Here is a 23405-nt window from a genome sequence, read left to right as displayed (position 1 = left end):
CTCTGCTGCAGCAGATCGCTGCATCGCCTTTCACAAAGGAGTGAAGATGAAGCACATCAAGTCCGTCCAGATCCTGTCCCTTGGTGCTGTCGCGATGCTCCTTGCATCCTGCGGGACGACCGGCGGTGGGGGCGCAGCAGCAGAAGGCGAAGGCGATGCATCAGCGGCCCCCGAGGATATGACGATGGTGACCGTCGTCAAGATCAGCGGTGTGGGCTGGTTCGACCGCATGGAGGAAGGCGTCGACAACTTCGCCGAGACCACGGGTATCGACGCCCGCCAGGAGGGCGCCGACGACGCGAGCCCGGAGAAGCAGATCCAGCTCATCCAGGACCTCATCCCGCAGGCACCGACGGCTATCACCGTGGTCCCGAACTCGCCGGAGGGGCTGGAGAACGTCCTCACCCAGGCCCGCGAGCAGGGAATCGTCGTCGTCACCCACGAGGCGAGCGGCATCAAGAATGCCGACATGGATATCGAGGCCTTCGACAACAAGGCCTATGGCGCCCAGATCATGGACAACCTCGCCGAGTGCATGGGCGAGCAGGGGGAATACGTCTCCTTCGTCGGCGGCCTTACCGCCAAGACCCACATGGACTGGGTCGGCGGAGCGCTCGAGCAGCAGGAATCGACCTACCCCGACCTCACTCGCGTCGAGGGACCGATCGAGAGCAAGGAGGACGAGAACGTCGCCTACGACAGGGCCAAGGAAGTGCTGGCGAAGCACCCGGACATCAAGGGATTCCAGGGCTCGGCGGGCACCGATGTCGCAGGCATCGCACGGGCCGTCCAGGAAGCGGGCAAGCAGGACGAGGTCTGCGTGATGGGCACCAGCATCCCGTCCGTGGCCAGCAAGTACCTCGAGGACGGATCGATCGACAAGATCTTCTTCTGGGATCCTGCACTTGCCGGTGAGGCACAGCTGAAGATCGCGCAGCTTCTCGCGGACGGCGAGGAGGTCGGGGACGGCACGGACCTCGGCATCGAAGGGTACAACTCGCTGAAGAAGCAGGAAGGTTTCGACAATGTCGTCGTCGGAGACGCGGCCGTCGTCGTCGATGCCTCCAATGTCGGGGACTACAACTTCTAGGAGCGACCACCGGCCGGGTGAACGGCTGGCGAGGGGTGACCCGCGCCCGCCCTCACCACTTCTGAGGACAAACCCATGACGAGTTCATCACCCGCGTCCACCGACGCTCCTCCCGTCCTTGAGGTCAGGAACATCTCCAAGAGCTATGGCGGGGCGAGGGCTCTCGAGGACGTCAGCCTCGCGTTGCGGAGCGGCAACGTCCACTGCATCGCCGGCGAGAACGGCTGCGGGAAATCCACGCTCATCAAGATCATCAGCGGCGCTGAGAAGCCCGACAGCGGTGAGATCTTCATCGACGGGCAGCACCACGGCTTCATGACGCCGGCGCAGGCCATCAAGGCCGGCATCCAGGTGATCTATCAGGATTTCTCCCTCTTCCCCAATCTCCCGGTCGCCGAGAACATCGTCCTCACCTCCGCTGTGGCCGCCCGCAGCAAGGTCTTCTCCGCCCGGAAATCCCGACCGGCCGCTGAGCGCATCGTCGAGGAGCTCGGGATCCACCTCGACCTCGACCAGGACGTGGAACGCCTTTCCGTGGCCGACAAGCAGCTCACCGCGATCTGCCGTGCCCTCGTCAGCGACGCGCGGATCATCATCATGGATGAACCGACCACCGCGCTGACCCACAGCGAAGTCGCGCGGCTCTTCGCCGTCGTCCAGACCCTGCGGGAACGCGGCGTTGCCCTCGTTTTCGTCAGCCACAAGCTCGAGGAGGCCCTGGAGGTATCCCAGGACCTCACCATCCTGCGCAGCGGCAGGAATGTCGTCTCCGGGCCCACCACCGACTTCGACCGCCGGTCGTTGATCCGGCACATGACGGGCCGCGACGTGAACGAGACGCGGCTGGTCACCCGGCCACGACTCGACGAGGATCCCGTCCTCATTGTCGACTCGCTCAGCCTCCAGGGAGCCTTCCACGACGTCTCCTTCACCCTCCACCGCGGGGAGATCCTCGGAATCACCGGGCTGCTCGGCTCGGGGCGCGGCGAGATCGCGGAGAGCCTCTTCGGCGTGCTGCCCGCCGACTCCGGGTCGGTGCTGGTGGACGGCAACGAAGTCCGGCTCCGCTCCATCGACGATGCCATCAGGGCAGGAATCGGTTACGTACCCGAAGACCGACTGAGCCAGGGACTCTTCCTCGAGAAATCGATCGCCGACAACATCATCGCCGGATCAGTGGACAAACACCTCAAGAGAGGGTTGCTGGTCGATACGCGGAAGGTAGCGCAGACCATCAAGCGGCTCTTCGACCAGCTGCGCATCAAGGCCCCCAACGTGACCGCCCCGGTCCGGAGCCTCTCGGGAGGAAACGCACAGCGGGTCGTCCTGGCGAAATGGCTCGCAAGCCACCCCGCCATCCTCATGCTCAACGGGCCCACGGTCGGGGTGGACGTCGGGTCCAAGGAGGAGATCCTGACAGTCCTCCGGGAACAGGCCGACGGCGGGATGGGCGTGATCATCATCTCCGACGACGTCCCCGAACTGGTCGCCGTGTGCAATCGGGTCCTGATCGTCCGGCAGGGTGCGGTGGTCGGTGAACTCGTGGGCGAGGACATCCAGCCCGGAATCATCGAGGAGAGGACCGCAGCATGAGCGACCTGCTGGCGCCGATCAGGGACATCCGCCTGTCCACCCTCCGGGGGGCCAACAACGAGGGTGTCCTCGCCCTCGTGCTCCTGGTCCTCATCATCGCGATGGCCCTGATCAGCCCTTCCTTCTTCACCGTCGGCACGCTGTTCTCGATCCTCCGGGGCGCCATCGTCCCCACGGTCTTCGCCCTCGGTGTACTGATCGTCATCATCTCCGGCGGGATCGACGTCTCCTTCGCCGCGATCGCGATCTTCGCGGGGTATTCGACGGTCCGCCTCGCGGAAGCCGGAGGCTTCGATCCGGGTCTCATCGGGATCTTCGTCATCGCTTGTGGAATGGGCGCGCTCCTGGGACTGGTGAACGGGGCGGTCATCGCACGGTTCAGGCTCTCCACCCTGATCGTCACCCTGGGAACCCAGGGCATCTTCCGCGGGATACTCGTCGCATACATCGGATCGCGCTACATCGCCGACCTGCCGGCCAGCATGTCGGCGGCGTCGACGGCGAACATCATCTCCATCCGGACAGAGAACACCGATGCCTTCCTGCACGTGCTCGTGGTTCCCGTCGTCGCCCTGTGCGTCCTGGTCGCGTGGCTCCTCAGGGGAACGATCTTCGGCCGGGGCATCTACGCCGTCGGGGGCGATGCGGAGGCAGCACGCCGCGCAGGCTTCGCCGTCACGAGGATCCAGATCACGCTCTACGTGCTGGCAGGGGTCCTCGCGGCTTTCGCCGGGGTCCTCCACGTCATCCTGGGCCGCAATGCCAACCCGCAGGCGCTGGTGGGCACCGAACTGGACATCATCGCCGCGGTCGTCCTGGGAGGGGCGTCCATCTTCGGGGGCAGGGGCTCCGTGCTCGGGACGGTGCTGGGCGTGCTGCTGGTGCAACTGATCAACAACAGCCTGATCCTCGTCGGAGTGCCCACCGCCTGGCAGCGGACCGCCGTCGGGGTGCTCCTGATCGTCGGGGTCGGTATCCAGGCGCTCTCGGCCAAGCGGCAGTCCAAGAGGGTATTCGTCAATGAAGAGGCGGGTGCATAGGGATGTCACTGGACCAGAAGAACGCTGAAGCGGCGACACTGGGACGCCTGAACGCCCAACTCGACCAGAGTCTCGGCTCATTCCTTGCCACCATCCGCAGGGAGCGGGGTATCACGAGGATGCTGGTCCTCCTCCTCCTGTCCTTCGGGCTCTTCGCGCTCCTGAAGCCGGCTGTGTTCCTGAATCCACTGAACCTCGAGAACATCGCCATCGCCTCGCCCGAGATCGGGATCCTCGCCGTGGCGATGATGCTTGCCATGGTCACGGGTGGGATCGATCTCTCGATCGTCGCGATCGCCAACTTCGCCGCAGTCACCATCACCACGGTCTATTCGGGTATCGCCGCACAGGATCCGGGGCAGGCTGCTGCACTCATGCCACTCATCGTGTTGTTGGGGCTGGTGACCGCTGCTGTCGCCGGACTGTTCAACGGGTTCCTCATCGGCGTCGTCGGAATCACCCCCATCCTCGCCACGCTGGGGACCATGCAGATCCTCAACGGGATCGCTGTGGTGTGGACCAATGGGCAGACACTCTACGGTGCGCCCGAAGCGCTGACCGCGTTCGCCAAGACGACGGTGGTCGGGATCCCCGCGCTGTTCCTGTTCTTCCTGTTGATCGCGGTGGCCATCGCGATCCTGATGAACAGGACCTCGCTGGGACTGAAGCTACAGTTGCAGGGCGCCAACGCCCTCGCCGCGAAGTACTCCGGCATCAGCAGCCGCCGGGTGCTGATGAGCACCTATCTGGTGTCGGGTCTTCTGGGAGGGCTCGCCGGCGTCGTCTTCATAGCGCGCAACCCGACCGCAAGCGCAGATTACGGCTCCTCCTACGTCCTGCTCGTCATCGTGATCGCGGTGCTCGGAGGCACCAATCCCAGCGGAGGCTTCGCCACCGTCGCCGGCGTCGTCATGGCGACCCTGACACTGCAGATCGTGTCGAGCGGATTCAACGCCCTGCGCCTGTCCCCCTACGAATACTCCATCGCCCAGGGTGTCATCCTCATCGCCGTGATGGTCTTCGACCAGCTCAGGTTCCGGAGGAGCAAACCCCCCAAGAGCCGCGCGGACACCGCTCCGGTAACGCCGTAACGACGAAGGAAGCCATGAAAAAGATAATCAACGACCCGGAGAACTTCGTGGACGAGATGATCGAAGGCATCATCCTCGCCCACCCGGACCTCGTGCGCACCCCCGGTACGGACCCGCGGATCCTGGTGCGAGCGGACGCCCCCCTGCCCGGCAAGGTCGGCATCGTCACCGGCGGCGGCTCCGGTCACCTGCCTCTCTTCAAGGGATATGTGGGCAGGGGGCTGTGCTCCGCCGTCGCGATCGGGAACGTGTTCTCCTCACCCTCGTCTCAGCAGATCTTCGAGGCGACGATGGCCTCGGACGGTGGCGCCGGCGTGCTCTACCTGTACGGCAACTACGGCGGAGACGTCCTCAACTTCGACCTCGCCGCCGAACTGGCCGAGCTCGAGGACGTGGAAACCCGTACGGTCCTCGGCAGGGACGATGTCGCGAGCCAACCGAAGGAACGCGCCGCTGATCGACGCGGTGTCGCAGGCATCGTCTTCGCGTACAAGGCCGCCGGAGCCGCCGCCGAACGCGGTGATGGGCTGGGCGCGGTCGCCGCGGTGGCCCAAGACATCATCGAGAACACCGCGACCATGGGTATCGGGCTCTCGCCGACGATCCTGCCGACGACGGCGAAGGCGAGTTTCGACCTGCCGGACGACGAGATGGAGATCGGCATCGGCATCCACGGGGAGCCGGGCATCCACAGGGGGCGATTGGAGTCCGCCGACGCGATCGCGACCCGCTTGGTCCACCCGCTCGTGGAGGACCTCGGCCTGACCTCCGGCGACCGGGTGGCCGTCCTCGTCAACGGCATGGGAGCCACCCCGCTCGAAGAGCTCTACGTCCTGTACCGCCGGGTCCACCACATCGTCACCGAGCTCGGCCTGACAGTGGAGAAGCGCTACATCGGTGAATACGCGACCAGTCTGGAGATGGCGGGGGCCTCAATCTCGCTCCTTCGACTGAACGACGACCGGCTCGCACTCCTGAACGCGCCGGCGGAGTCGCCGTTCTTCAGGGAGGGCTGAGGATCATGGACGGATCGGCGCTCAATGCCGCCATACGCAACGCCCTCGCCGAGGTGACCCAGTACGCCGATGAGCTGCGGGACCTCGACGCCGCACTCGGCGACGGCGATCTCGGTGTCACCGTGTCCCTGGGCGCCAGAGCAGTGATCAGTGCCCTCGAGGAACTCCCGGACGACGCGCTGCCCGCTGACATCGCGAAGAGCTGCGCCAAGGCGTTCGCCAATGCGAACCCCTCCACCATGGCGGCCCTGGTGGCCGGCGCCCTCCTGGCCGGATCGCGGATCTGGGCCGGGTCCACGTCCATCAGCGTTGCCGATGCCGGAGCCTTTGCCACCGCCGCGGGTGAGAACATCGGCCGGCGCGGCAAGTCCCAGGTGGGCGACAAGACCATCCTCGACGCGTTGGTCCCCGCAGCGGAGGCGCTGTCCGTGGGCGATGCCGCCGACACCGCGCTGGAGAAAGCCATCGATGCAGCCGAACGAGGTGTCAATGACACCGTCGGGATGCAATCCCGGCGGGGACGGGCCTCCTGGCTCCAGGAGCGCAGCATCGGGTTGCAGGATCCGGGGGCAACCGCGTTCCTGCGATTCCTGCAGTCCTGGAAGGCCGCCAACTGACCGGACTCCACCTGCACCCCACCGGACCGGAGCGCCGGTGTCCCAACAATCGAAAGTAGGAAGTCGTGTCGAAAGTCGCTTATCTAGGCCTGGGAACCATGGGCCGCGGCATGTCCGCGAACCTGGCCACCGCGGGCCACGAGGTCACTGTCTGGAACCGCACGCCACGCGATATAGCGGAGCTGACGGACATGGGCGTCCGATGGGAACCCGATCTCGGTAGAGCGCTGGCGGGGGCCGACTACGTGATGTACTGCCTGTCCGATGACAGGGCGGTCCGCGACGTCGTCCTCGCAGCGGGCGGCGTAGCGGAACGGGCAGACAGCGGCTCCGTGGTCATCGACCTCTCCACCATCGACCCCGAGACCAGCGCCGAAGAGGCAGCGGCCTTCGCGGCCCGCGGCATCCGGTTCCTGGACGCACCCGTGTTCGGGTCCAAAGGTGAAGCGGCCGCGGGCGGTCTCTGGATCGTTGCCGGCGGTGACCGCACGGTCTTCGACCAGGCTCTGGACGTGCTCAAGCCGATCAGCGAGACCGTCCACTACATGGGAGCCGGCGGAAACGGTGCCCGGATGAAACTGGTGGGCAACCTCGCCGTGGCGGCGCAGCTCGAAGCGCTCGGTGAATCGCTGACCCTGGCCAGCAAGGCAGGTCTCGACCTGCGGGATGTGCTGGGGGTCTTCGCCGTGACCGACTTCCGCTCTCCCATCTTCGACGGCGTAGGGAGTGCGGTCCTCGAGGGCGACTACTCGCCGAGCTTCGCGCTCAAGCTGATGCTCAAGGATGCATTGCTCGTGCGCACCTTCGCAGAGCGTCTCGGCGCCCCCGTTCCGGGCACCGAAGCCACGCTCGGCACCATCCGGAAAGCGGTCGACGCCGGCTGGGGCGAGGAGAACGCATCGGCCCTGATCAAGGTCCTCGCCGCGGAAGCGGGCACCGATCTGGCGCCCCCACGCTGACCACCCCAAGGTCGACTCGTCCCAGACCCTGCCTGTTCCGCGGACGGGCACCCAACAGAAAGCGACTCCCATGACGTGGCTGGATGACATCTTCGACGTACCCAAACCAGTGATCGCGATGTGCCACCTGCAGGCGCTTCCCGGCGATCCGTCCTACGACAGGCAGGGGGGCGTCACCGCAGTCCTCGGTCACGCGCGCCGTGAGCTGGAGGCACTGCAGGCCGGTGGCGTCGACGGCATCCTCATCTCCAACGAGTTCAGTCTGCCCTACCTGACGAATACCGAGCCCATCACGGCCATCACGATGGCCAGGATCATCGGTGAGCTCAGGGACGAGATCCGGGTGCCCTTCGGGGTGAACGTCCTGTGGGATGCGGCTGCATCGATCGACCTGGCTGTCGCCACCGGCGCGTCCTTCGTCCGGGAGATCTTCACCGGTGTCTATGCATCCGATTTCGGGACCTGGGACACCAATGTGGGCGCTACCACCCGCCGCCGGATGGCGGTCGGCGGGGAGGGGGTCCGGCTGCTCTTCAACATCGTGCCTGAAGCCGCCTCCTACCTCGGCGCACGGACGATCGCCGACATCACCCGGTCCACCGTCTTCAACTGCCGACCCGATGGGCTGTGCGTCTCGGGCCTCACAGCAGGGGCTGCGACGGACACCAGCATCCTCAGGACCGTGAAGGACAATGCCGGGTCCACGCCGGTGATCGTCAACACCGGGGTGAAGGCGTCCAACGTCGACGAACAACTGAGGATCGCCGATGCGGCCATCGTGGGTACCTACTTCAAGACCGACGGAATCTTCGAGGAGCCGGCAGACACCACGCGCGTACAGGAACTGATGTCAGAGGTCCTCCGCCTGCGCCGGTCGCTGTAGCCGAGGTGGAGCTCTTCATGGGCATCGACGTCGGCACCTTCGAGACGAAGGGGGTGCTCGTCGGCGTCGATGGTGTCGTGCATGCCCGCGCGCGGCGCCGACACGGCATCTCGACCCCACGCCAGGGTTACGTCGAGCAGGACGCCGAGCTGGTGTGGTGGTCCGACTTCGCCGCCGTGAGTTCGGAACTGGCGTCGGCGGCCGCAGCCCTGGACGGAGTCGTCGCCGCGGTCGGGTGCAGCGCGATCGGGCCCTGCGTGCTGCCGGTCGACACCGATCTGAAGCCGCTGCGTCCCGGGATCCTGTACGGGATCGATACCAGGGCATCGCGCGAGATCGGGGATCTGGAGAGCAGGCTCGGCCTGAAGGAGATCGTCCGGCGCAGCGGCAATACCCTGACCAGCCAGTCCGCCGGGCCGAAGATCGCATGGATCGCGCAGAACGAACCCCGCATCGCGGCCACCACCCGTTGCTACCTCAGCGCCCACGGCTATCTCGTGGCCCGACTGACAGGCCGGGCCACGATGGACCACGGCACCGCGGGCTATTTCCATCCCCTCTACGACCTGGACCGCCAGTGCTGGGACACCACCGGCTGCGAGGACATCGTCCGCGACGAGCAGCTACCGGAGTTGGGCTGGGCCACGGACGTGGCCGGGACCGTGACCGGGGAGGCATCCGTGCTGACCGGTCTGCCGACCGGAACCCCGGTCATCTTCGGCGCCGTCGACGCGCCCGCGGAAGCGGTGGGCGCGTCCGTGGTGAATCCGGGTGACCTCATGCTGATGTACGGCTCCTCGACCTACATGATCAAGGTGACCGAAGCGCCCCTACGGGGAGAGGTGCTGTGGTCGGCACCGTACGTCTTCCCCGGCACCTTCGTCCTGGCGGCCGGCACCTCCACCGCGGGAACCCTCACGCGGTGGGCGGGGGACGTCTTGGAGCCGGACCGGGCTGTCAACGACGAGGAACTCTTCGCCGGACTCCTGACGCTGGCCGAGGGCTCACCGCCCGGTGCCCGGGGCCTGCTGCTACTCCCCCACTTCAGCGGGGAGCGGACACCCGTGCATGACCCCGCTAGCCGCGGAGCGTTGATCGGCCTGTCGTTGGAGCACGGTCGCTCCGATATCGCACGGGCGATCATGGAGGGCGTGGCGCATTCGATCGCCCACGCATTCTCCGCCTACGCCTCTGCCGGAGAGACGCCGGAGCGGGTCATCGCCGTCGGCGGTGGCACCAAGAACCGGATCTTCACGCAGAGCGTCAGTGACATCACCGGTGCCTCCCAGACCGTTGCAGTGACGGACGGCGCGGCACTGGGAGACGCGGCACTCGCTGCCTTCGCCATCGGCAGGCTCGAGGACCGGGACAGGATCAAGGAATGGGTCGAGCTCGGTCAAAGTATCGAGGCCGACACGGCCCGTTCGGTGGTCCTGTGTGCGGACCACGAGGACTACCGGGAGCTGTATCGCTCGCTGAAGGACCTGAATGCCCGACGGACGGAGAGACTGCATGGGGAATGACCATCGATGGGCTCTGCTCGCAGCGCAGATCGCGACCGGCACGGGCGTGGGGCACGGCAGCAAGGTGTCGATCTTCATGACGGATCGGAGTGCGATGCCTGCCGTCGAAGCCTTCGTCGCACAGTGCTACCGCATGGGCGCCTGCCCCCAGGTCCTGGCGACCGACGAACGCTTCGACCGCCTGGCCGTAGCCCATGCACCACTGGACATGCTGGCCGAGCCCGCACCGCTGGAACTGGCGTCCCTGCGGTGGGCGGACATCCACGTGTCGTTCAGAGGCATGGCCGCTCCCGCGGACGACGCCATCGATGAGGTGCGGCTGGCCGCCCAACGCCGGGGCAAGGGCATCGTCTCCACGGCCCGCTGGGAGGAGACGACGTGGTCCCTGGTGCGGATCCCGACACCTGAGTGGGCCGAGATGATCGGCGCCGACCACGACGTGCTGCTCGATGAATTCTTCGCCGGGTGCCTTGCACCCTGGCCCGGACTTCGCGAGCGGTGGGACGCGCTGTGCGCCATTCTCGCGCAGGAGGACTCGGTCCGCGTCGTGGGCAGCGACACCGACATCACCTTCAGGACCGGCGGACGCACCTGGATCAGCTTCGCCGGCGAGGCCAATCTGCCCGATGGCGAGATCGCGACAGCTCCGCTCGATGACGGCGTCGACGGGCACATCCGTTTCCCCGGGACCTTCTGGTTCGCGGGAACGGCGATCTCCGACCTCGAACTGCGCTTCGACGGCGGCTCCGTCACCAGGGCCTCGGCCACGCGCGGCGAGGGGTTCGTACGCGAACTGCTCGACACCGATTCCGGTTCACGGCGCGTGGGGGAACTGGGTATCGGGACGAACGCGGGCATGACGACCACGACGGGGGACCTCCTGATAGACGAGAAGATCCTCGGCACCATGCACCTGGCGCTGGGGCGTGCCTACCCGGCGTGCGGCGGCGTGAACCGGTCATCGCTGCACTGGGACATCGTGAAGGACCTCAGGACAGAGGGTTCCTACCTCTACGCCGGTGATCTTGCCCTCATCGCGGACGGGGTGATTTCGGGAGGGCTCGCGGCACACACCCTCTGACCGGCGGCCGGCGGCCGGCGCACGAACATCACACGGGTGGATGCGAGCGCCGGCCGCCGGTCGCGCTAGCCGACCGTCAGCTCGCCCATCCGGCCCCAGCCCTCCGCATCGATGCGTTCGCTGATGATCTCGGGCGTCTCCACGAGTGCCTGCGGCATGTCCTGCATGGCCTGCGAGAAGTGGTCGCTGTTCACGTGGGCTTCCGCCGCGTCGTCCTGGAACGCCTCCACGAGGACGAACTGGTTGGGGTCCTCGACACTGCGCGACCAGTCGAACCACAGGTTGCCCGGCTCCTGGCGCGTGGCCTCGGTGAAACCCCGGGTGAGGTCGATCCAGCGGTCGCTCCACTCGGGCTTCACGGTGAACTTGACGACGATGAAGATCATGGGGTGGTGCCTTCCTGATAGGGACGGGTACCCCTCCAACCTAGGCGGTTCCACCCCCGGAGCGCATGCGCTCCGGGGGTGGAGAGAGCGACGGTTGTCAGATGGCGAGGCTCGGGTGCAGCTTCTCCATGGTCCAGGAGCGCCGGCGGTGCGACGCGAACACCGAGAGCCCCGCGGCGAGCACGAAGAACACCAGCAGCTGCAGGGCCGCCAGCCAGACGACGCCGAGGTCGCCGCCCGCGATCAGGTGGCGCAGCCCCTCGACGGCGTGCGTCATGGGCAGCAGCGGGCTCATGAACTGGAAGAAGCCCGGAGAGGTCGCCACCGGATAGGTGCCGCCCGCCGAGGTGAGCTGCAGCATCAGCAGCACCAGGGCCACGAGCCGGCCGACGCCGCCGAGCAGCGCGACGAGCGCCTGGTGGATGGCCGTGAAGACCAGGGCCGTGAGGACCGTGAAGGCCAGCAGCCCCAGCGGGTGCGGCGTGGTCAGCCCCACGCCCGCGAGCAGGATGCCCAGGAGCACGAGGGCCTGCAGCACCGCGAACAGCGCCCCCTGCAGGTAGCCCGCGGCCGAGACCCGCCAGGAGGCGGCCGTGGACGCCAGGGCCCGCGGCGAGACGGCCCGGAGCACGGTGTACGTGATGATGCCGCCAACCCAGAGCGCCAGCGGGATGAAGTACGGCGCCATGCCCTCGCCGTAGGCGTCGACGGCGTTGGCGTGCGTCCGGTCGATCGTCACGGGCGAGGCCGCGACGCCGCTCAGTTCGGCACGCTGCGCCGCGTCGTAGTCGGGGACCTGCCCTGCGCCCTGGTCGAGCTGCTGCGCGAGGTCCGAGGATCCGGTGGACAGCGTCCCGAGCCCGTCCTCGAGCTGGGTCGCGCCGTCGTACGCCTGGCTGGAACCGTCGGCGAGGCCCGCCGCTCCCCCGGCGACCTGCCCGGCACCGCTGCTGAGCGTCGAGGCCCCCGCGGCGAGCTGCGACGCGCCGTCGGACGCGGACACGATCCCGTTCCGCAGGGCGGGTGTGCCGTCGGCGAGCGTCGCCGTGCCGGACTGGAGCTGGGTGAGCCCGTCGGCGAGGCCGGCTGCGCCCTGCGAGACCTGCGCGGCTCCGGCGGCAGCACCACCGGCGCCCTGCGACAGGTCGGAGGCGCCCCCTGCCAGGCGGTCGGCGCCGTCCGCGGCGTCGGACGCGCCACCGGCGGCGGTTCCGGCTCCCGCGGCGAGATCGGAGGCCGAGGCGGCGAGGGTTCCGGCGCCGGCGGCGATCTGCTCGCTGCCTGTGGCGGCACTGTCGGCGCCGGCGGCCAGCTGCTGGAGGGTGGCGAGCCGCTCGGCGTCGGTGAGGGAGGCGTAATTGGCGGCGAGTCCGGCGAGGCCGCCGGCCACGGTCCGGGTACCGGCCGCGGCCTGTCCGGCGACGTCCTGGAGCTGGGTCGCCCCGGCCGAGAGGGAGCGTGCCCCGTTCCCGACCTGCGTGACGCCGTCGGCCACACCCCGGGTGCCGTGCGCCAACGTGGCGGACGAGTCAGCGAGCTGCGCTGCGCCGTCGGCGACCGTCTGCGTTCCCGTGGCGAGCTCACCGGCACCGTCGCGGAGCGTCGCTCCGCCCGTTGCGGCGGATGCGGCGCCGTCCGCCAGCTGCTGCGACTGCGGCACCAGGTCCGCCGTCGCGGTGTCGAGGCTGTCGAGGCCGGTGGCGAGATCAGCCGCGCCGGTGGCGAGATCGGCCGCACCGCCGGCCACCTGGGCGCTGCCGGTGGTGAGCTGGGCGCTGCCGTCGACGAGGCTGCCGAGCCCGACGACGAGCGATGCGGACCCCTCGTCCGCACCCTGGGCGCCGTCGGCGATCTTGCCGGCTCCCTCGCCGGCCTCCGCCAGCTTGCCGTGGAGCGAGGAGAAGCCGAGGTAGATGCTGTCGAGGTAGTCCTCCGTGGCGCCGGACTGCACCTGCCGCTGCAGGGTGGCGGCAACGGTATTGCCCACCTGGCCCACGATGTAGCTCTCGGCATCGTCGGTGGTGATGTCGAGCATGGCCCGTGCCGGGGCGTCGCCGCCCACGGACGCGAGGGTCGACGAGAACTCGGCCGGGATGTCGAGGATCGCCGCGAAGGTGCCGTCGTCGAGGCCCTCCTGCGCCTCCTCCGGGCCGACCTCGACCCAAGTGAAGCCGGCGTCGTCGGAGGAGGTGAGCGAGTCGGCGAGGTCGGAGCCGGCCGAGATGGTGCTCTCGCCGCCGTCCGGTCCGGTGGCGGTGGCTGGCTGGTCCTCGTCGACGACGGCGGCCGTCAGGTGCTCGAGGTTGCCGGTGGGGTTCCAGTTCGCGGCGAGGTAGAGACCGCCGTAGAGCGCCGGGATGATCGCGATGACGAGCAGGGCGGCCTTCGCGGTGAGGGTGATGCGGAAGCGGGAGAGTTCCGTGCGGAGCAGGGAGAACACGCGTTACCTGATTTCGGGTGCTGGGGTCGGTGCGGAGGACGCCCCGAGGGCGTGGATGATGACGGGTCGAAGGGGCAGGGCGCCGAGGCGGTGCCCGGCGTCGAGCACGTCCGTGAGCTCCTGCCGGTCCTGGCAGGTCGCGACGACGGTCAGCGGGCGTGCGTCGTCGCGCATCCGTCCGAGCGTGAGCAGCGCGGCCCAGGCGGCCCGGCGCTCACGGACGGTGCGGAGCTGGTCGACGTCGTCCACCACGAGGATGTCCGGGTCGGAGACGAGTGCGAGGACGAGGCCCAGCGCGAAGCGCGCGGCAGGGGCGGCGTCCCGGACGAGCTCGCGCCGGTGGAGCCGGGCACGCACCAGGGGGTCGGAGGCATCGTCGTCACCGAACACGTCCTCGAGGGCACCGAGGAGGTCGTTGGCCGCGGTGATGGTGCGGTCCACGCGTTCAGGGGTGGCGGAGCGCCTCCACCACGGGCCCGCCAGCTGGAGGGCCTCTGCCACGTGATGCTTCACGGTGAGTGTCTCGTCGAGCGGCGTCACGGTGGCGTTGCCTGTGACAGCGACCCGGCGGCGCACCTCACGGGCGTGCCGGGGCAGTGCGAGCCCTCCGACGGACGCGCGCCCGGCGGTCGGGGTGAGCCGTCCGGCCAGTGCGAGCGCCAGGGGACTCTTGCCCGTGCCGGACGGGCCGGCGAGGACGGCGAGGGACCCGGCCGGGACGTCGAAGGTGACGTCCTCGAAGATCGTCCGCTTCCCCGCGCGCAGGGTCAGACCCTCGACGGAGATGGCGGGCGCGCCGTCGGCGGGGCGCTCGGCGGGCGGGACGGGTTGGGAGACGGTCATGTGATCCTTCATTTCAATACCAGAAGTATTCAATACCAATGGTATCCTAATCCCAGGAGGACGGATGACGACCACGAACACGGACAACGGCAGTACGACGGCGGGCAGGCCACGACGGCGACCGCGCCGTGAGGACGTCCGGGCGGGACTGCTCGCCGCGGCACTCGAGGTCTTCGAGGAGATCGGGTACGTCGCCGCACGGCTCGATACCATCGCCGAACGCGCCGGCTACACCAAGGGCGCCGTCTACTCCAATTTCGGCTCCAAGCAGGAGCTCTTCGCCACCCTCCTGAGCGAGCGGCTCGCCGACACCGCGGCCGACGTCCTCAGCCAGGTGGACCGGATCACCTCCCTCGACGAGACCGTCCTGCACACCGCGCGCTATCTCGCCCGCGGCGTGCTGCGGGAGCAGCGCTGGCACGCGCTCGTCGTCGAGTTCGCCCTGCAGGCCGGCCGCGACCCCGAGGTGGGTGCCGTGTTCCGCGAGCACCGACGCATGCGGCGCACCCTGCTGGCCACCACGCTGGCGGAACGCGCGGCCGGCTTCGGCGCGCCGTCGGACCCGGAGCACTACACCGTCTTCGCGACCATCCTCCTGGCCACCGTGAACGGCATGGCCGTGGAGTGCGCGGCCGATCCGGAGGCGGTCACGGAGGACCAGGTCACCGAGAGCATCGCGGCGGTCCTCCACGCGGCCCTCGCACACTAGACCCGGAGGCACGCGCATGGACATGGAGCTCCTGCTGCGGTCGGCACTCGCCCTCCTCGGCGCCTACGCCCTGTTCCTCCTCGCCCTGGCCGTCTACGCACGGCGGCACCCCGAGGTCCTCTCGCTCACCGACGTGCTGCGCCTCGGAGCCGACGTCCTGCGACTCGTCCGCCGCCTCGCCACGGACCGCGCCGTGCCGTGGTGGGCGCGCCTGCTGCTCTGGGCACTGGCCGTGTACCTGATCCTGCCGATCGACCTCGTCCCGGATTTCCTGCCCGTCATCGGCTACGCGGACGACGTCGTGCTGGTGGCCGCCGTCCTGCGCGCCGTCGTGCGGAGCGCAGGTCCCACGGCGCTGGAGCGGCACTGGCCGGGGTCCGACGGCGGGCTCCGCCTGCTGCGCCGGCTGGCGGGCATCGAGCACCCCGACACGGGCGGGGTGCGCCGCAATACGACGTAACCTAAAGGCGAACGGGCCTTTTCAACGGGCGTAACGTCCTGCGCATGCAGCACTCTCCGGGATCGATCCCCACCCTTGACCTCAGTACCGCACGTTCCGCCGATGGATCCTTCAACCCCGCATTCATCGACGAGCTGCGCGACGCCGCCCACACCGTCGGCTTCTTCCATGTGATCAACTACGGCGCCGCACCCACCCAGGTGGACGACCTGTTCTCCATCACGCGCCGCTTCTTCGACCTCCCGCTCGAGGAGCGGCTCACCCTGGACAACCGCACCAGCCCGCATTTCCGCGGCTACGCCGGTCTCGGCACCGAGATCACCCGCGGCCGCCCCGACGCCCGCGAGCAGATCGACTTCTCCCCGGAGCGCGAGCCGCTCACCGACTACCCCGCCGACGAGCCCTACTGGCTGCTCCAGGGACCGAACCTCTGGCCACGGGAGGCCCTGCCGGCCCTCGAGGAACAGGCCATGGCCTGGGCCGGCCTGATGTCCACCGTGGGCGCCGAACTGCTCTCGGCCATCGCCGTCGCCCTCCACCTGCCCGAGGACTACTTCGCGGAGCCCTTCGAGGGCAGCCCGGCCTGGATGGCCAAGCTCGTCCACTACGTGGGCGGCGTCGTCGAGGGTGCCGGCTCCCAGGGCGTGGGCGCGCACGCCGACTACGGTTTCGTGACCCTCCTCCTGCAGGACGAGGTGGGCGGCCTAGAGGTGCTCCCCCACAGTGCGAGCGAATGGGTGCCGGTCACGCCGATCCCCGGGGCGCTCGTGGTCAACCTGGGCGAGATGCTCGAGGTCGCCACCGAGGGCTACCTCGCGGCGACCATCCACCGCGTCACGGCGCCGGCGCCGGGCGTGGACCGCTATGCCATCCCGTTCTTCTGGTCACCGCGCCTGGACGCCGTGATCGAGCCCGTGCCGCTCGCCGAGGACCTGAAGGCCGCAGCCCGCGGGCTCTCGGACGACCCCGAGAACCCGATGCTGTCCTCCTACGGCTCCAACATGCTCAAGGGCCGCCTGCGGGCCCACCCGGACGTCACCGAGATCCACTACCCCGAACTCGCCCGCAAGTAATCGGGCCCCCCGCCTCCGGGCGGGCACCGGACACACGACGGCGGCGGCACCCATCCGGGTGCCGCCGCCGTCGTCCGTCCAGGCCGTCCCGGGTGCTGCTAGGCGTCCGCCTTCAGCGACGCGAGCTCGATGGCTGCGACGCGGTCCTGGATCGCGCGGATCCGGGGGACGTCGAGCTTCGCCGAGCGGTCGAAGTTGTAGATGCCGTTCTTCTCCTGGAACGTGTCGGTCAGCTGCGTGTAGCAGTAGCCGAACATGTCGGGGTTGTCGAGCAGCACCGTGCAGAGCCCCTCGAACCGGTGGTAGAGGTCCTCCTCGTTGGCCACGCGCTGGCCGTAGCCCCAGGACTCGGACTCGTCGTCCCCCGAGACGGCCGCCGCGGCCTCCTCGGCGTTCCACCAGATGCCGCCGAACTCCGAGATGAAGAAGGGCTGGCCGTTGTACGGCACGGAGTAGTCCTCGTCGGCGTGGTTCCGGTTCACGAACGGCCTGCCCTCGGCGAGGCCGCCCTGCTCGAGCGCGAAGGCCGCGGCGTCCTGCTCGTAGGAGTGCGAGTCGTAGATGTCCGTCGTGGTGACGCGGTGGGAGTAGCCGCTGGCGTCGATCACGGGCCGGGTCGGGTCCGCGAGCTTGGTCGCGAGGAACATGCCCTGGGTGACGTCGTCGAGCACCGTGATGCGGTCGTGCAGCTTCTGGTGCGTCTCGTTCAGGGGGCACCAGCCGATGATCGCCGGATGGTTGAAGTCCCGCTGCAGGGCCTCGAGCCACTGGGTGATGAAGCTCGCCGTCGGCGCCTGGTTGTGGCCCACGGTGCCGGCACCGGAGACGCCCCAGTCGCCGAACTCGCCCCACACGAGGTAGCCGAGGCGGTCCGCGTGGTAGAGGAACCGCTCCTCGAACACCTTCTCGTGCAGGCGCGCACCGTTGAAGCCCGCCTCCATGGACAGCCGGATGTCCTGGAGCAGCGCGGCCTCGTCGGGGGCCGTCATGAGGGAATCCTCCCAGTAGCCCTGGTCCAGGATGAGCTTCTGGAAGACCACCTCGCCGTTGATGAGCACCTTCTTGCCGTCGAGGGCCACCGAGCGCACCGCGGCGTAGCTGAGCACGGTGTCCACGACCGCGCCGTCGGCGTCGAGCAGTTCCACCGTGAGGTCGTAGAGGTGCGGCGTGCCGATGGACCAGGCCACGAAGCGGTCCTCGGGGATCTCGAGCCGGAGTTCGGGCGCCAGGTCGAGGTCCGCGCCGATGCTCGCGACCACGACCGCCCCCTGGGCGTCCGCGAGGGTGGCCCGGACGGACTGGCCGGGCCGGTTGTTCGTCACGGGGACGGTGAGCCGGATGCTGCGCGAGGCCAGGTTGGGCACCATCTGGAGCCGGCGGATGCTGACCTCGGGGACCGCCTCGAGCCAGACGGTCTGCCAGATGCCCGTGGTGCGGGTGTACTGGCAGTGCGTGTTGTCGTACCAGGTGGCCTGCTTGCCGCGGGCCTGCATCTCGTGGCGGGAGTCCCGTGCGCGGACGACGATGACCGCCTCCTCCCCGGGACCGGCGACACCCGAGAGGTCGGCGGTGAACGGGGTGAAGCCGCCGCGGTGGCGGGCCACCTCGACGCCGTTCACCCAGACGGTCGCGTCATGGTCCACGGCGCCGAAGTGCAGCAGTGCCTTCTTGCCGGCCCACGCGGAGGGGATGGTCACGGTGCGCCGGTACCAGACCGCCTCCATGAAGTCGGTGTGCCCGATGCCGGACAGGCGGCTCTCGGGTGCGAAGGGCACGAGGATCTCGCGCTCGAGATCGCGGCCGGCGACGCCGCGCTCGAGACCGGAGTCACCGGCGTCGGTCTCGAACTGCCAGACACCGTTGAGGTTCAGCCAGTCGGTGCGGACGAACTGCGGCCGGGGATGTTCCGGCTTGGGCACGGTGGACGAGGTGACGACGGGGTCGCTGTGCGGCATCGGAACTCCTGGATCGAAAGCGTGTCCCTTCCAGTGAAGCCCAGAACGAGCAGAAATGCAACGTTGTAAAACTAGGGGGCGGACTCCCGTACCCGCAGCACGAAGTCGGCGGTCGACTCGGCCTCGCCGTCGCGCCTGCCCTCGATCTCCGCGAGCAGCAATCCGCTGGCCAGGCCTGCGATCTGCGCCATGTCCGGGGCGATCGTGGTCAGGGACGGGAAGCCGAAGGAGGCCTCCGGGATGTCGTCCCATCCCCCGACAGCGATGTCGCCCGGGACGGAGACCCCCCGGGACCGGAACGCACGCAGGGCGCCGACGGCCAGCAGGTCGTTGCCGCACACCACGCCGTCACAGGGCAGGCCGAGATCGAGCAGGCGGTGGCCGAGCCGCTCCCCCTCCTCACGCGTGTACTCGTCCGCCTCGAGCCGCAGCGCCTCGGGCGCCTCGAGCGACGCCGCGGCGAGCGCGTCGAGGAAACCGTCGAGGCGCATCTGGGCCGTCCCCGCCCCGAGCACCGGCTGGGAGCCGAGGAAGGCGAGGTGCCGCCGCCCGCCGTCGATGAGGTGCTGCGTGAGCACGCGCCCGGAGGCACGGTTGTCGATGGCGACGTGCGGCAGGCCCGAGTCCACGAGCCGCTCACCCAGGAGGACCATCGGCGTCGCGTCACGGCGCGCCAGCACCTCCTCGGACGGCACCACCAGGGGGCTGTAGATGATCCCGTCGATGAGCCGGTCCCGGTAGCCCTCGAGGACGCGGCGCTCGTCGGCGATGTCCATCCCGATCTCCTCCACCGTGGTGGTGTAGCCGAGTGCACGGCAGCTCCGGATGACCTCGTGGGCGAGGGTGCTGAAGTACGGGGAGCGGATGTCCGGCAGGGCGAGGACCAGGGTCTTGCTCGAGCCCTGGCGCAGCTGCCGTCCCGCCAGGTTCGGGCGGTAGTCGAGCTCCTCGATGGCCTGCTCCACCCGCTGGCGCAGGGCCGGCTTCACGTGCGCCTTCCGGTGCACCACGTTCGAGACCGTCTTCCAGGAGACACCGGCGCGGGCGGCGACGTCCTTCACGCTCACGGGGCGGTGGCGCGACGGCGTCGGGACCGCAGCCGGCACCTCGTCGCCGGCTGCGCCCTGCTCCATCTCCGGTCCTTTGTCCATCCCGGATTTCCCCCCTCGTCGTCGTCGTCCTCCGATCATGCCACCGGAGGTGCGTGGCACGATAAGGGGGTTGACAAGGTCGTCGGTAGCGCCCATATTTTTTACAACGTTAGATTTTCAACGTGGTACCTCCGCAGGAACAACGAAGTTCGGCCCATCGCACCGTGCCGGGCTGACGGGAAGGACGCTCGATGGGACACGATCCCACTTTCAGGACGCCGGTATCACGGCGCTCCATCCTCCAGGGAATGCTCGGCGCGGGAGGACTCCTGGCCGCCGGCGGATCCCTCGCAGGCTGCTCGACCTCCGCGTCCGCCTCCGGCGGCGTCCAGCTGTGGGACCTGTTCCAGGGCGCCGACGGCGTCAAGATGCGTTCGATGATCGCCTCGGTGACCGCATCGGTCTCGGGTCTGTCCGTCAAGCCCGTCACGCTCGCCTGGGGCTCCCCGTACTACACGAAGCTCGCCATGTCCTCGGCGAGCGGCAAGGCCCCGCAGACCGCGATCATGCACCTCTCGCGGCTCGCCGGGTATGCGCCCGGCGGCCTGCTGGAGCCCTACGACCTCGACCTGCTCGCAGAACAGGGCATCAGGGAGGAGGACTTCGCCCCCGCGGTGTGGAAGAGCTGCCAGTACGAGGGGGAGCTGTACGCGGTGCCGCTCGACACGCACCCGTTCATCCTGTTCTACAACAAGGACCTCGCGAAGACCGCGGGCCTCCTGGGTGCGGACGGCAACCTCACGCCCATCGAGTCCCCCGATGCGATGATCGACGCGGCCACCCGCATGGCGGCGGTCACCGGCGCCCAGGGCATCTCCTTCGGCCACGTCACCGACACCGGGCAGTCCTGGCGCCTCTTCTGGGGACTCTACGGACAGACCGGCGGCGACTACACGATCAGCGTGGGCAGCCCGGCCTCGATCGACCGCGACAAGGCCCGCGACGTCATCGAGTTCGTCGTCCGCCTCATGGACGGCACGGCGATGCCTGCCACGCAGAACTACCCCGGTGCCATCTCGGCCTTCACCTCCGGACAGACCGGCATGATCTTCTCCGGCGAGTGGGAGCTCCCCGCCTTCGCCGAAGCCATCCCGAACCTGGGTGCGGTGCCGATGCCGACCATGTTCGGCACCCCGGCCTCCTACGCCGACTCCCACGCGTGGGTCCTCCCCCGGCAGCTCGACCACGACCCCGAGACCACCCGCCGGACGTACGAACTGGTGGCGGGGATCCTGAAGCAGAGCGGCACCTGGGCCGGTGCCGGGCACATCCCGGCGTACGCGCCCATCCGGGAGACGCCCGAGTACGCCGCCCTCACGCCGCAGACCGAGTACGCCAGTGCGGGTGACAACCCGGTGTTCGACCCGCCCGTGTGGTTCGCGGGAGCGGGCACCGAGTTCCAGAACCAGGTCAGCCAGGTGCTCACCGGCGCCTTCACCGGGGCCATGACCCCCGACGCAGCCATCGACTCCCTGCTCAGCCGCATCGACGCGATGCTGCTCGCTCCGAACCCGACGTAGGACTGAGGCACCGCCATGAGTTCCCTGACCAGCAGCAATGAGGCGCAGGCACCCGTCGCCGCACGTGGTTCCTCCTCCGCCCCCTCCGGTTCCCGCAGTACCAACGCCCGGGCGCGCAGCATCCAGGGCCGCAGCGGCTTCTGGTTCGTGCTGCCGTTCGCGGCCGCGTTCGCGATGTTCCTGATCTGGCCGATCCTCTCCGGCCTGTGGATGTCCTTCACCAACCAGAGCCTCACCGGCAGCGGGTCCGCGTTCGCGGGCTTCGACAACTACTCCGAGGCCCTGGGCGACGCCGCCCTGTGGCAGGCGCTCGGCAACACCGTGATCTTCACGCTCCTGACCGTCGTGCCGCTCGTGGTGCTGTCGTTCGTCCTTGCCTACCTCGTGTACATCGGGCTGCCGGGCCAGTGGCTGTGGCGCCTGTCCTTCTTCGCCCCCTACCTGCTGCCGGTCTCGGTGGCTGTCGCGATCTGGCAGTGGATGTTCCAGCCGGACTTCGGCCTCTTCAACGGGCTGCTGCTGCGCGCCGGATTCGCCCAGATCCCGTTCCTCAGCGAGGCGAGCCTGGCGATGTTCTCGGTGGTCGTCGTCACCGTCTGGTGGACCCTCGGCTTCAATTTCCTGCTGTACCTGAGCGCGCTCAACAACATCCCGGACCACCTGTACGAGGCCGCGTCCATCGACGGCGCCGGGCCGTGGCGCCGACTGTTCTCCATCACCATCCCGATGATCAACCGCACCACGGTGATGATCATCATGCTGCAGATCCTGGCGTCGCTGAAGGTCTTCGAACAGATCTTCCTGCTCACGAACGGCGGGCCGAACGGCGCCACGCGGTCGGTGCTCGAGTACATCTACGACGTCGGCTTCACCGGCTACCGCCTCGGCTACGCGTCGGCGATCTCGTACCTCTTCTTCGCCCTGATCATCGTCATCTCCATCGTCCAGCTCCGCGTGATGAACAGAAAGTCGGCCTGACATGTCCTCGACCGGAACCTCGACCGTGACATCGGTCCGCCCCCTCTCGAAGGCCGACGAGACGCGCAACGAGCGCAACAAGACGCTCGCCGCGACCGTCGGCAAGAACAAGGGCGTCCTGGCCGTCGGCATCATCGCCCTCGTGATCGCTGCCGCCCTCTGGCTCGTCCCCCTCTTCTGGGCCATCCTGACCTCGCTCAAGAAGGAATCGGACGCGTCCAACGCGGACTTCGCCGTCCTCCCGCGGGAGGGACTGACGCTCGAGTCCTACCGGGCCGTCATCGCCGCGGGCGACGTCCCCATCTGGATGATGAACTCGTTCATCGTCTCCGTGGTGGTGACGGTGCTGACCGTGGCCATCTCCGCCCTCGCGGCGTACGGCTTCTCGCGCACCACCTTCCGCGGCCGCAAGTGGCTCTACGCCGTCACGATCGCCTCGATCATGGTGCCCGGCCAGATCCTGATCGTGCCGCTGTTCCAGCAGATGAACGCCCTGCGGCTCATCGACACGTACCCGGGCATCATCCTCCCGCAGATCGTGGCGCCCATGATGGTGTTCATCCTGAAGAACTTCTTCGACACCGTGCCCATCGAGCTCGAGGAGGCCGCGCGGCTCGACGGCGCCTCAAGGCTCCGCACGTTCATGACCATCGTGCTGCCGCTCTCGCGCCCCATCCTGATCGCGGTCTCGATCTTCGTGTTCATCGGCGCGTGGAACAACTTCCTGTGGCCGTTCATCGTGATCAACAACCCGGACCTCCTGACGCTGCCCGTGGGCCTTGCGACGATCAGGAACGCCTTCGGTGTGCAGTACGCGCAGACCATGGCCAGCGCCATCCTCGCGGCCCTGCCGCTGCTGATCGTGTTCATGCTCTTCCAGCGCCAGATCGTGAAGGGCTTCGCCACCTCGGGCCTCGGCGGCCAGTAGCACCAGGGCCTCCCTGCAGCACACGGAACGACGGCGTCTCCCCTTCCGGGAGGCGCCGTCGTCCGCTGT

At 68.5% G+C, this 23405-nt stretch carries 21 protein-coding genes; 16 read left to right on the top strand and 5 right to left on the bottom strand.

Annotated elements, in window-relative coordinates; genetic code table 11:
* Window positions 1–46 precede the first annotated feature (46 nt).
* From QFZ50_RS00725 to QFZ50_RS00680, 10 genes are all read left to right on the top strand, one after another.
* Window positions 47–1090, top strand: coding sequence for an autoinducer 2 ABC transporter substrate-binding protein (locus QFZ50_RS00725; RefSeq protein ID WP_307080910.1), 1044 nt, complete (start codon window positions 47–49; stop codon window positions 1088–1090).
* Window positions 1091–1165: 75 nt separating this feature from the next.
* On the top strand, window positions 1166–2683 hold the full coding sequence (locus QFZ50_RS00720; protein WP_307080908.1) for a sugar ABC transporter ATP-binding protein: 1518 nt from the start codon (window positions 1166–1168) through the stop codon (window positions 2681–2683).
* Window positions 2680–3723 carry an ABC transporter permease gene (locus tag QFZ50_RS00715; RefSeq protein WP_307080906.1) on the top strand — a complete coding sequence of 348 codons (1044 nt, stop codon included), beginning with the start codon at window positions 2680–2682 and terminating at the stop codon, window positions 3721–3723. The genes QFZ50_RS00720 and QFZ50_RS00715 overlap by 4 nt, the downstream gene beginning before the upstream one ends.
* 2 nt (window positions 3724–3725) lie before the next feature.
* The gene (locus tag QFZ50_RS00710) at window positions 3726–4814 is read left to right on the top strand and encodes an ABC transporter permease (RefSeq protein ID WP_307080904.1); all 1089 of its coding nucleotides are present in this window, start codon (window positions 3726–3728) and stop codon (window positions 4812–4814) included.
* A 14-nt stretch (window positions 4815–4828) separates the two neighbouring features.
* The gene (locus QFZ50_RS00705; RefSeq protein WP_307080902.1) at window positions 4829–5830 is read left to right on the top strand and encodes a dihydroxyacetone kinase subunit DhaK; all 1002 of its coding nucleotides are present in this window, start codon (window positions 4829–4831) and stop codon (window positions 5828–5830) included.
* A gap of 5 nt (window positions 5831–5835) precedes the next feature.
* Complete coding sequence (locus tag QFZ50_RS00700) at window positions 5836–6447, top strand: DAK2 domain-containing protein (RefSeq protein WP_307080900.1); 612 nt, start codon at window positions 5836–5838, stop codon at window positions 6445–6447.
* Between the two features lie 65 nt (window positions 6448–6512).
* Window positions 6513–7406, top strand: a complete 894-nt coding sequence (locus QFZ50_RS00695) for an NAD(P)-dependent oxidoreductase (protein ID WP_307080898.1) — start codon at window positions 6513–6515, stop codon at window positions 7404–7406.
* A gap of 70 nt (window positions 7407–7476) precedes the next feature.
* Complete coding sequence (locus QFZ50_RS00690) at window positions 7477–8289, top strand: BtpA/SgcQ family protein (RefSeq protein WP_307080895.1); 813 nt, start codon at window positions 7477–7479, stop codon at window positions 8287–8289.
* Window positions 8290–8306: 17 nt separating this feature from the next.
* Entirely contained in the window at window positions 8307–9812 is a 1506-nt protein-coding gene (locus QFZ50_RS00685; protein WP_307080892.1) for an FGGY-family carbohydrate kinase, read from the top strand.
* Window positions 9802–10893 carry an aminopeptidase gene (locus tag QFZ50_RS00680; RefSeq protein ID WP_307080891.1) on the top strand — a complete coding sequence of 364 codons (1092 nt, stop codon included), beginning with the start codon at window positions 9802–9804 and terminating at the stop codon, window positions 10891–10893. Before QFZ50_RS00685 ends, QFZ50_RS00680 begins: the two co-directional genes overlap by 11 nt.
* Window positions 10894–10958: 65 nt before the next feature.
* Here QFZ50_RS00680 and QFZ50_RS00675 read toward each other — a convergent pair whose 3' ends face one another.
* The 3 genes from QFZ50_RS00675 to QFZ50_RS00665 form a co-directional block, all read right to left on the bottom strand.
* Window positions 10959–11279, bottom strand: coding sequence for a putative quinol monooxygenase (locus QFZ50_RS00675; RefSeq protein ID WP_307080889.1), 321 nt, complete (start codon window positions 11277–11279; stop codon window positions 10959–10961).
* Between the two features lie 97 nt (window positions 11280–11376).
* The gene (locus QFZ50_RS00670) at window positions 11377–13719 is read right to left on the bottom strand and encodes a YhgE/Pip family protein (RefSeq protein ID WP_307080887.1); all 2343 of its coding nucleotides are present in this window, start codon (window positions 13717–13719) and stop codon (window positions 11377–11379) included.
* A gap of 3 nt (window positions 13720–13722) precedes the next feature.
* Window positions 13723–14562, bottom strand: coding sequence for an ATP-binding cassette domain-containing protein (locus tag QFZ50_RS00665; RefSeq protein WP_307080885.1), 840 nt, complete (start codon window positions 14560–14562; stop codon window positions 13723–13725).
* 64 nt (window positions 14563–14626) lie between these two features.
* Here QFZ50_RS00665 and QFZ50_RS00660 point away from each other — a divergent pair, with 64 nt between their 5' ends.
* Genes QFZ50_RS00660 through QFZ50_RS00650 form a run of 3 tightly spaced genes read left to right on the top strand, consistent with a single transcriptional unit; the run spans window position 14627 to window position 16804 of the window.
* Window positions 14627–15271 carry a TetR/AcrR family transcriptional regulator gene (locus QFZ50_RS00660; protein ID WP_307080884.1) on the top strand — a complete coding sequence of 215 codons (645 nt, stop codon included), beginning with the start codon at window positions 14627–14629 and terminating at the stop codon, window positions 15269–15271.
* A gap of 16 nt (window positions 15272–15287) precedes the next feature.
* Complete coding sequence (locus tag QFZ50_RS18175; protein WP_373462232.1) at window positions 15288–15731, top strand: YkvA family protein; 444 nt, start codon at window positions 15288–15290, stop codon at window positions 15729–15731.
* Between the two features lie 44 nt (window positions 15732–15775).
* Window positions 15776–16804: an isopenicillin N synthase family dioxygenase gene (locus QFZ50_RS00650; protein ID WP_307080882.1), complete on the top strand. Its 1029-nt coding sequence runs from the start codon at window positions 15776–15778 to the stop codon at window positions 16802–16804.
* A gap of 98 nt (window positions 16805–16902) precedes the next feature.
* Here the strand turns inward: QFZ50_RS00650 and QFZ50_RS00645 are convergent, their stop codons facing one another.
* Together QFZ50_RS00645 and QFZ50_RS00640 are read right to left on the bottom strand one after the other, a co-directional pair.
* Window positions 16903–18759, bottom strand: a complete 1857-nt coding sequence (locus QFZ50_RS00645) for a glycoside hydrolase family 2 protein (RefSeq protein ID WP_307080879.1) — start codon at window positions 18757–18759, stop codon at window positions 16903–16905.
* A 71-nt stretch (window positions 18760–18830) separates the two neighbouring features.
* On the bottom strand, window positions 18831–19892 hold the full coding sequence (locus QFZ50_RS00640; protein WP_307080876.1) for a LacI family DNA-binding transcriptional regulator: 1062 nt from the start codon (window positions 19890–19892) through the stop codon (window positions 18831–18833).
* A gap of 209 nt (window positions 19893–20101) precedes the next feature.
* On the opposite strand from QFZ50_RS00640, the gene QFZ50_RS00635 reads away from it, so the two are divergent.
* Genes QFZ50_RS00635 through QFZ50_RS00625 form a run of 3 tightly spaced genes read left to right on the top strand, consistent with a single transcriptional unit; the run spans window position 20102 to window position 23336 of the window.
* On the top strand, window positions 20102–21430 hold the full coding sequence (locus tag QFZ50_RS00635) for an extracellular solute-binding protein (RefSeq protein ID WP_307080874.1): 1329 nt from the start codon (window positions 20102–20104) through the stop codon (window positions 21428–21430).
* 15 nt (window positions 21431–21445) lie between these two features.
* Complete coding sequence (locus QFZ50_RS00630; RefSeq protein ID WP_307080872.1) at window positions 21446–22408, top strand: carbohydrate ABC transporter permease; 963 nt, start codon at window positions 21446–21448, stop codon at window positions 22406–22408.
* Between the two features lies 1 nt (window position 22409).
* The gene (locus tag QFZ50_RS00625) at window positions 22410–23336 is read left to right on the top strand and encodes a carbohydrate ABC transporter permease (RefSeq protein ID WP_307080870.1); all 927 of its coding nucleotides are present in this window, start codon (window positions 22410–22412) and stop codon (window positions 23334–23336) included.
* The last annotated feature ends 69 nt before the right edge of the window (window positions 23337–23405 follow it).

It is taken from the genome of Arthrobacter agilis (genome assembly GCF_030816075.1).
GTDB classification, from domain to species: domain Bacteria; phylum Actinomycetota; class Actinomycetes; order Actinomycetales; family Micrococcaceae; genus Arthrobacter_D; species Arthrobacter_D agilis_E.
The sequence above is the reverse complement of the archived record's forward strand: the minus strand, read 5'-3'. Positions and strand labels throughout refer to the sequence as shown.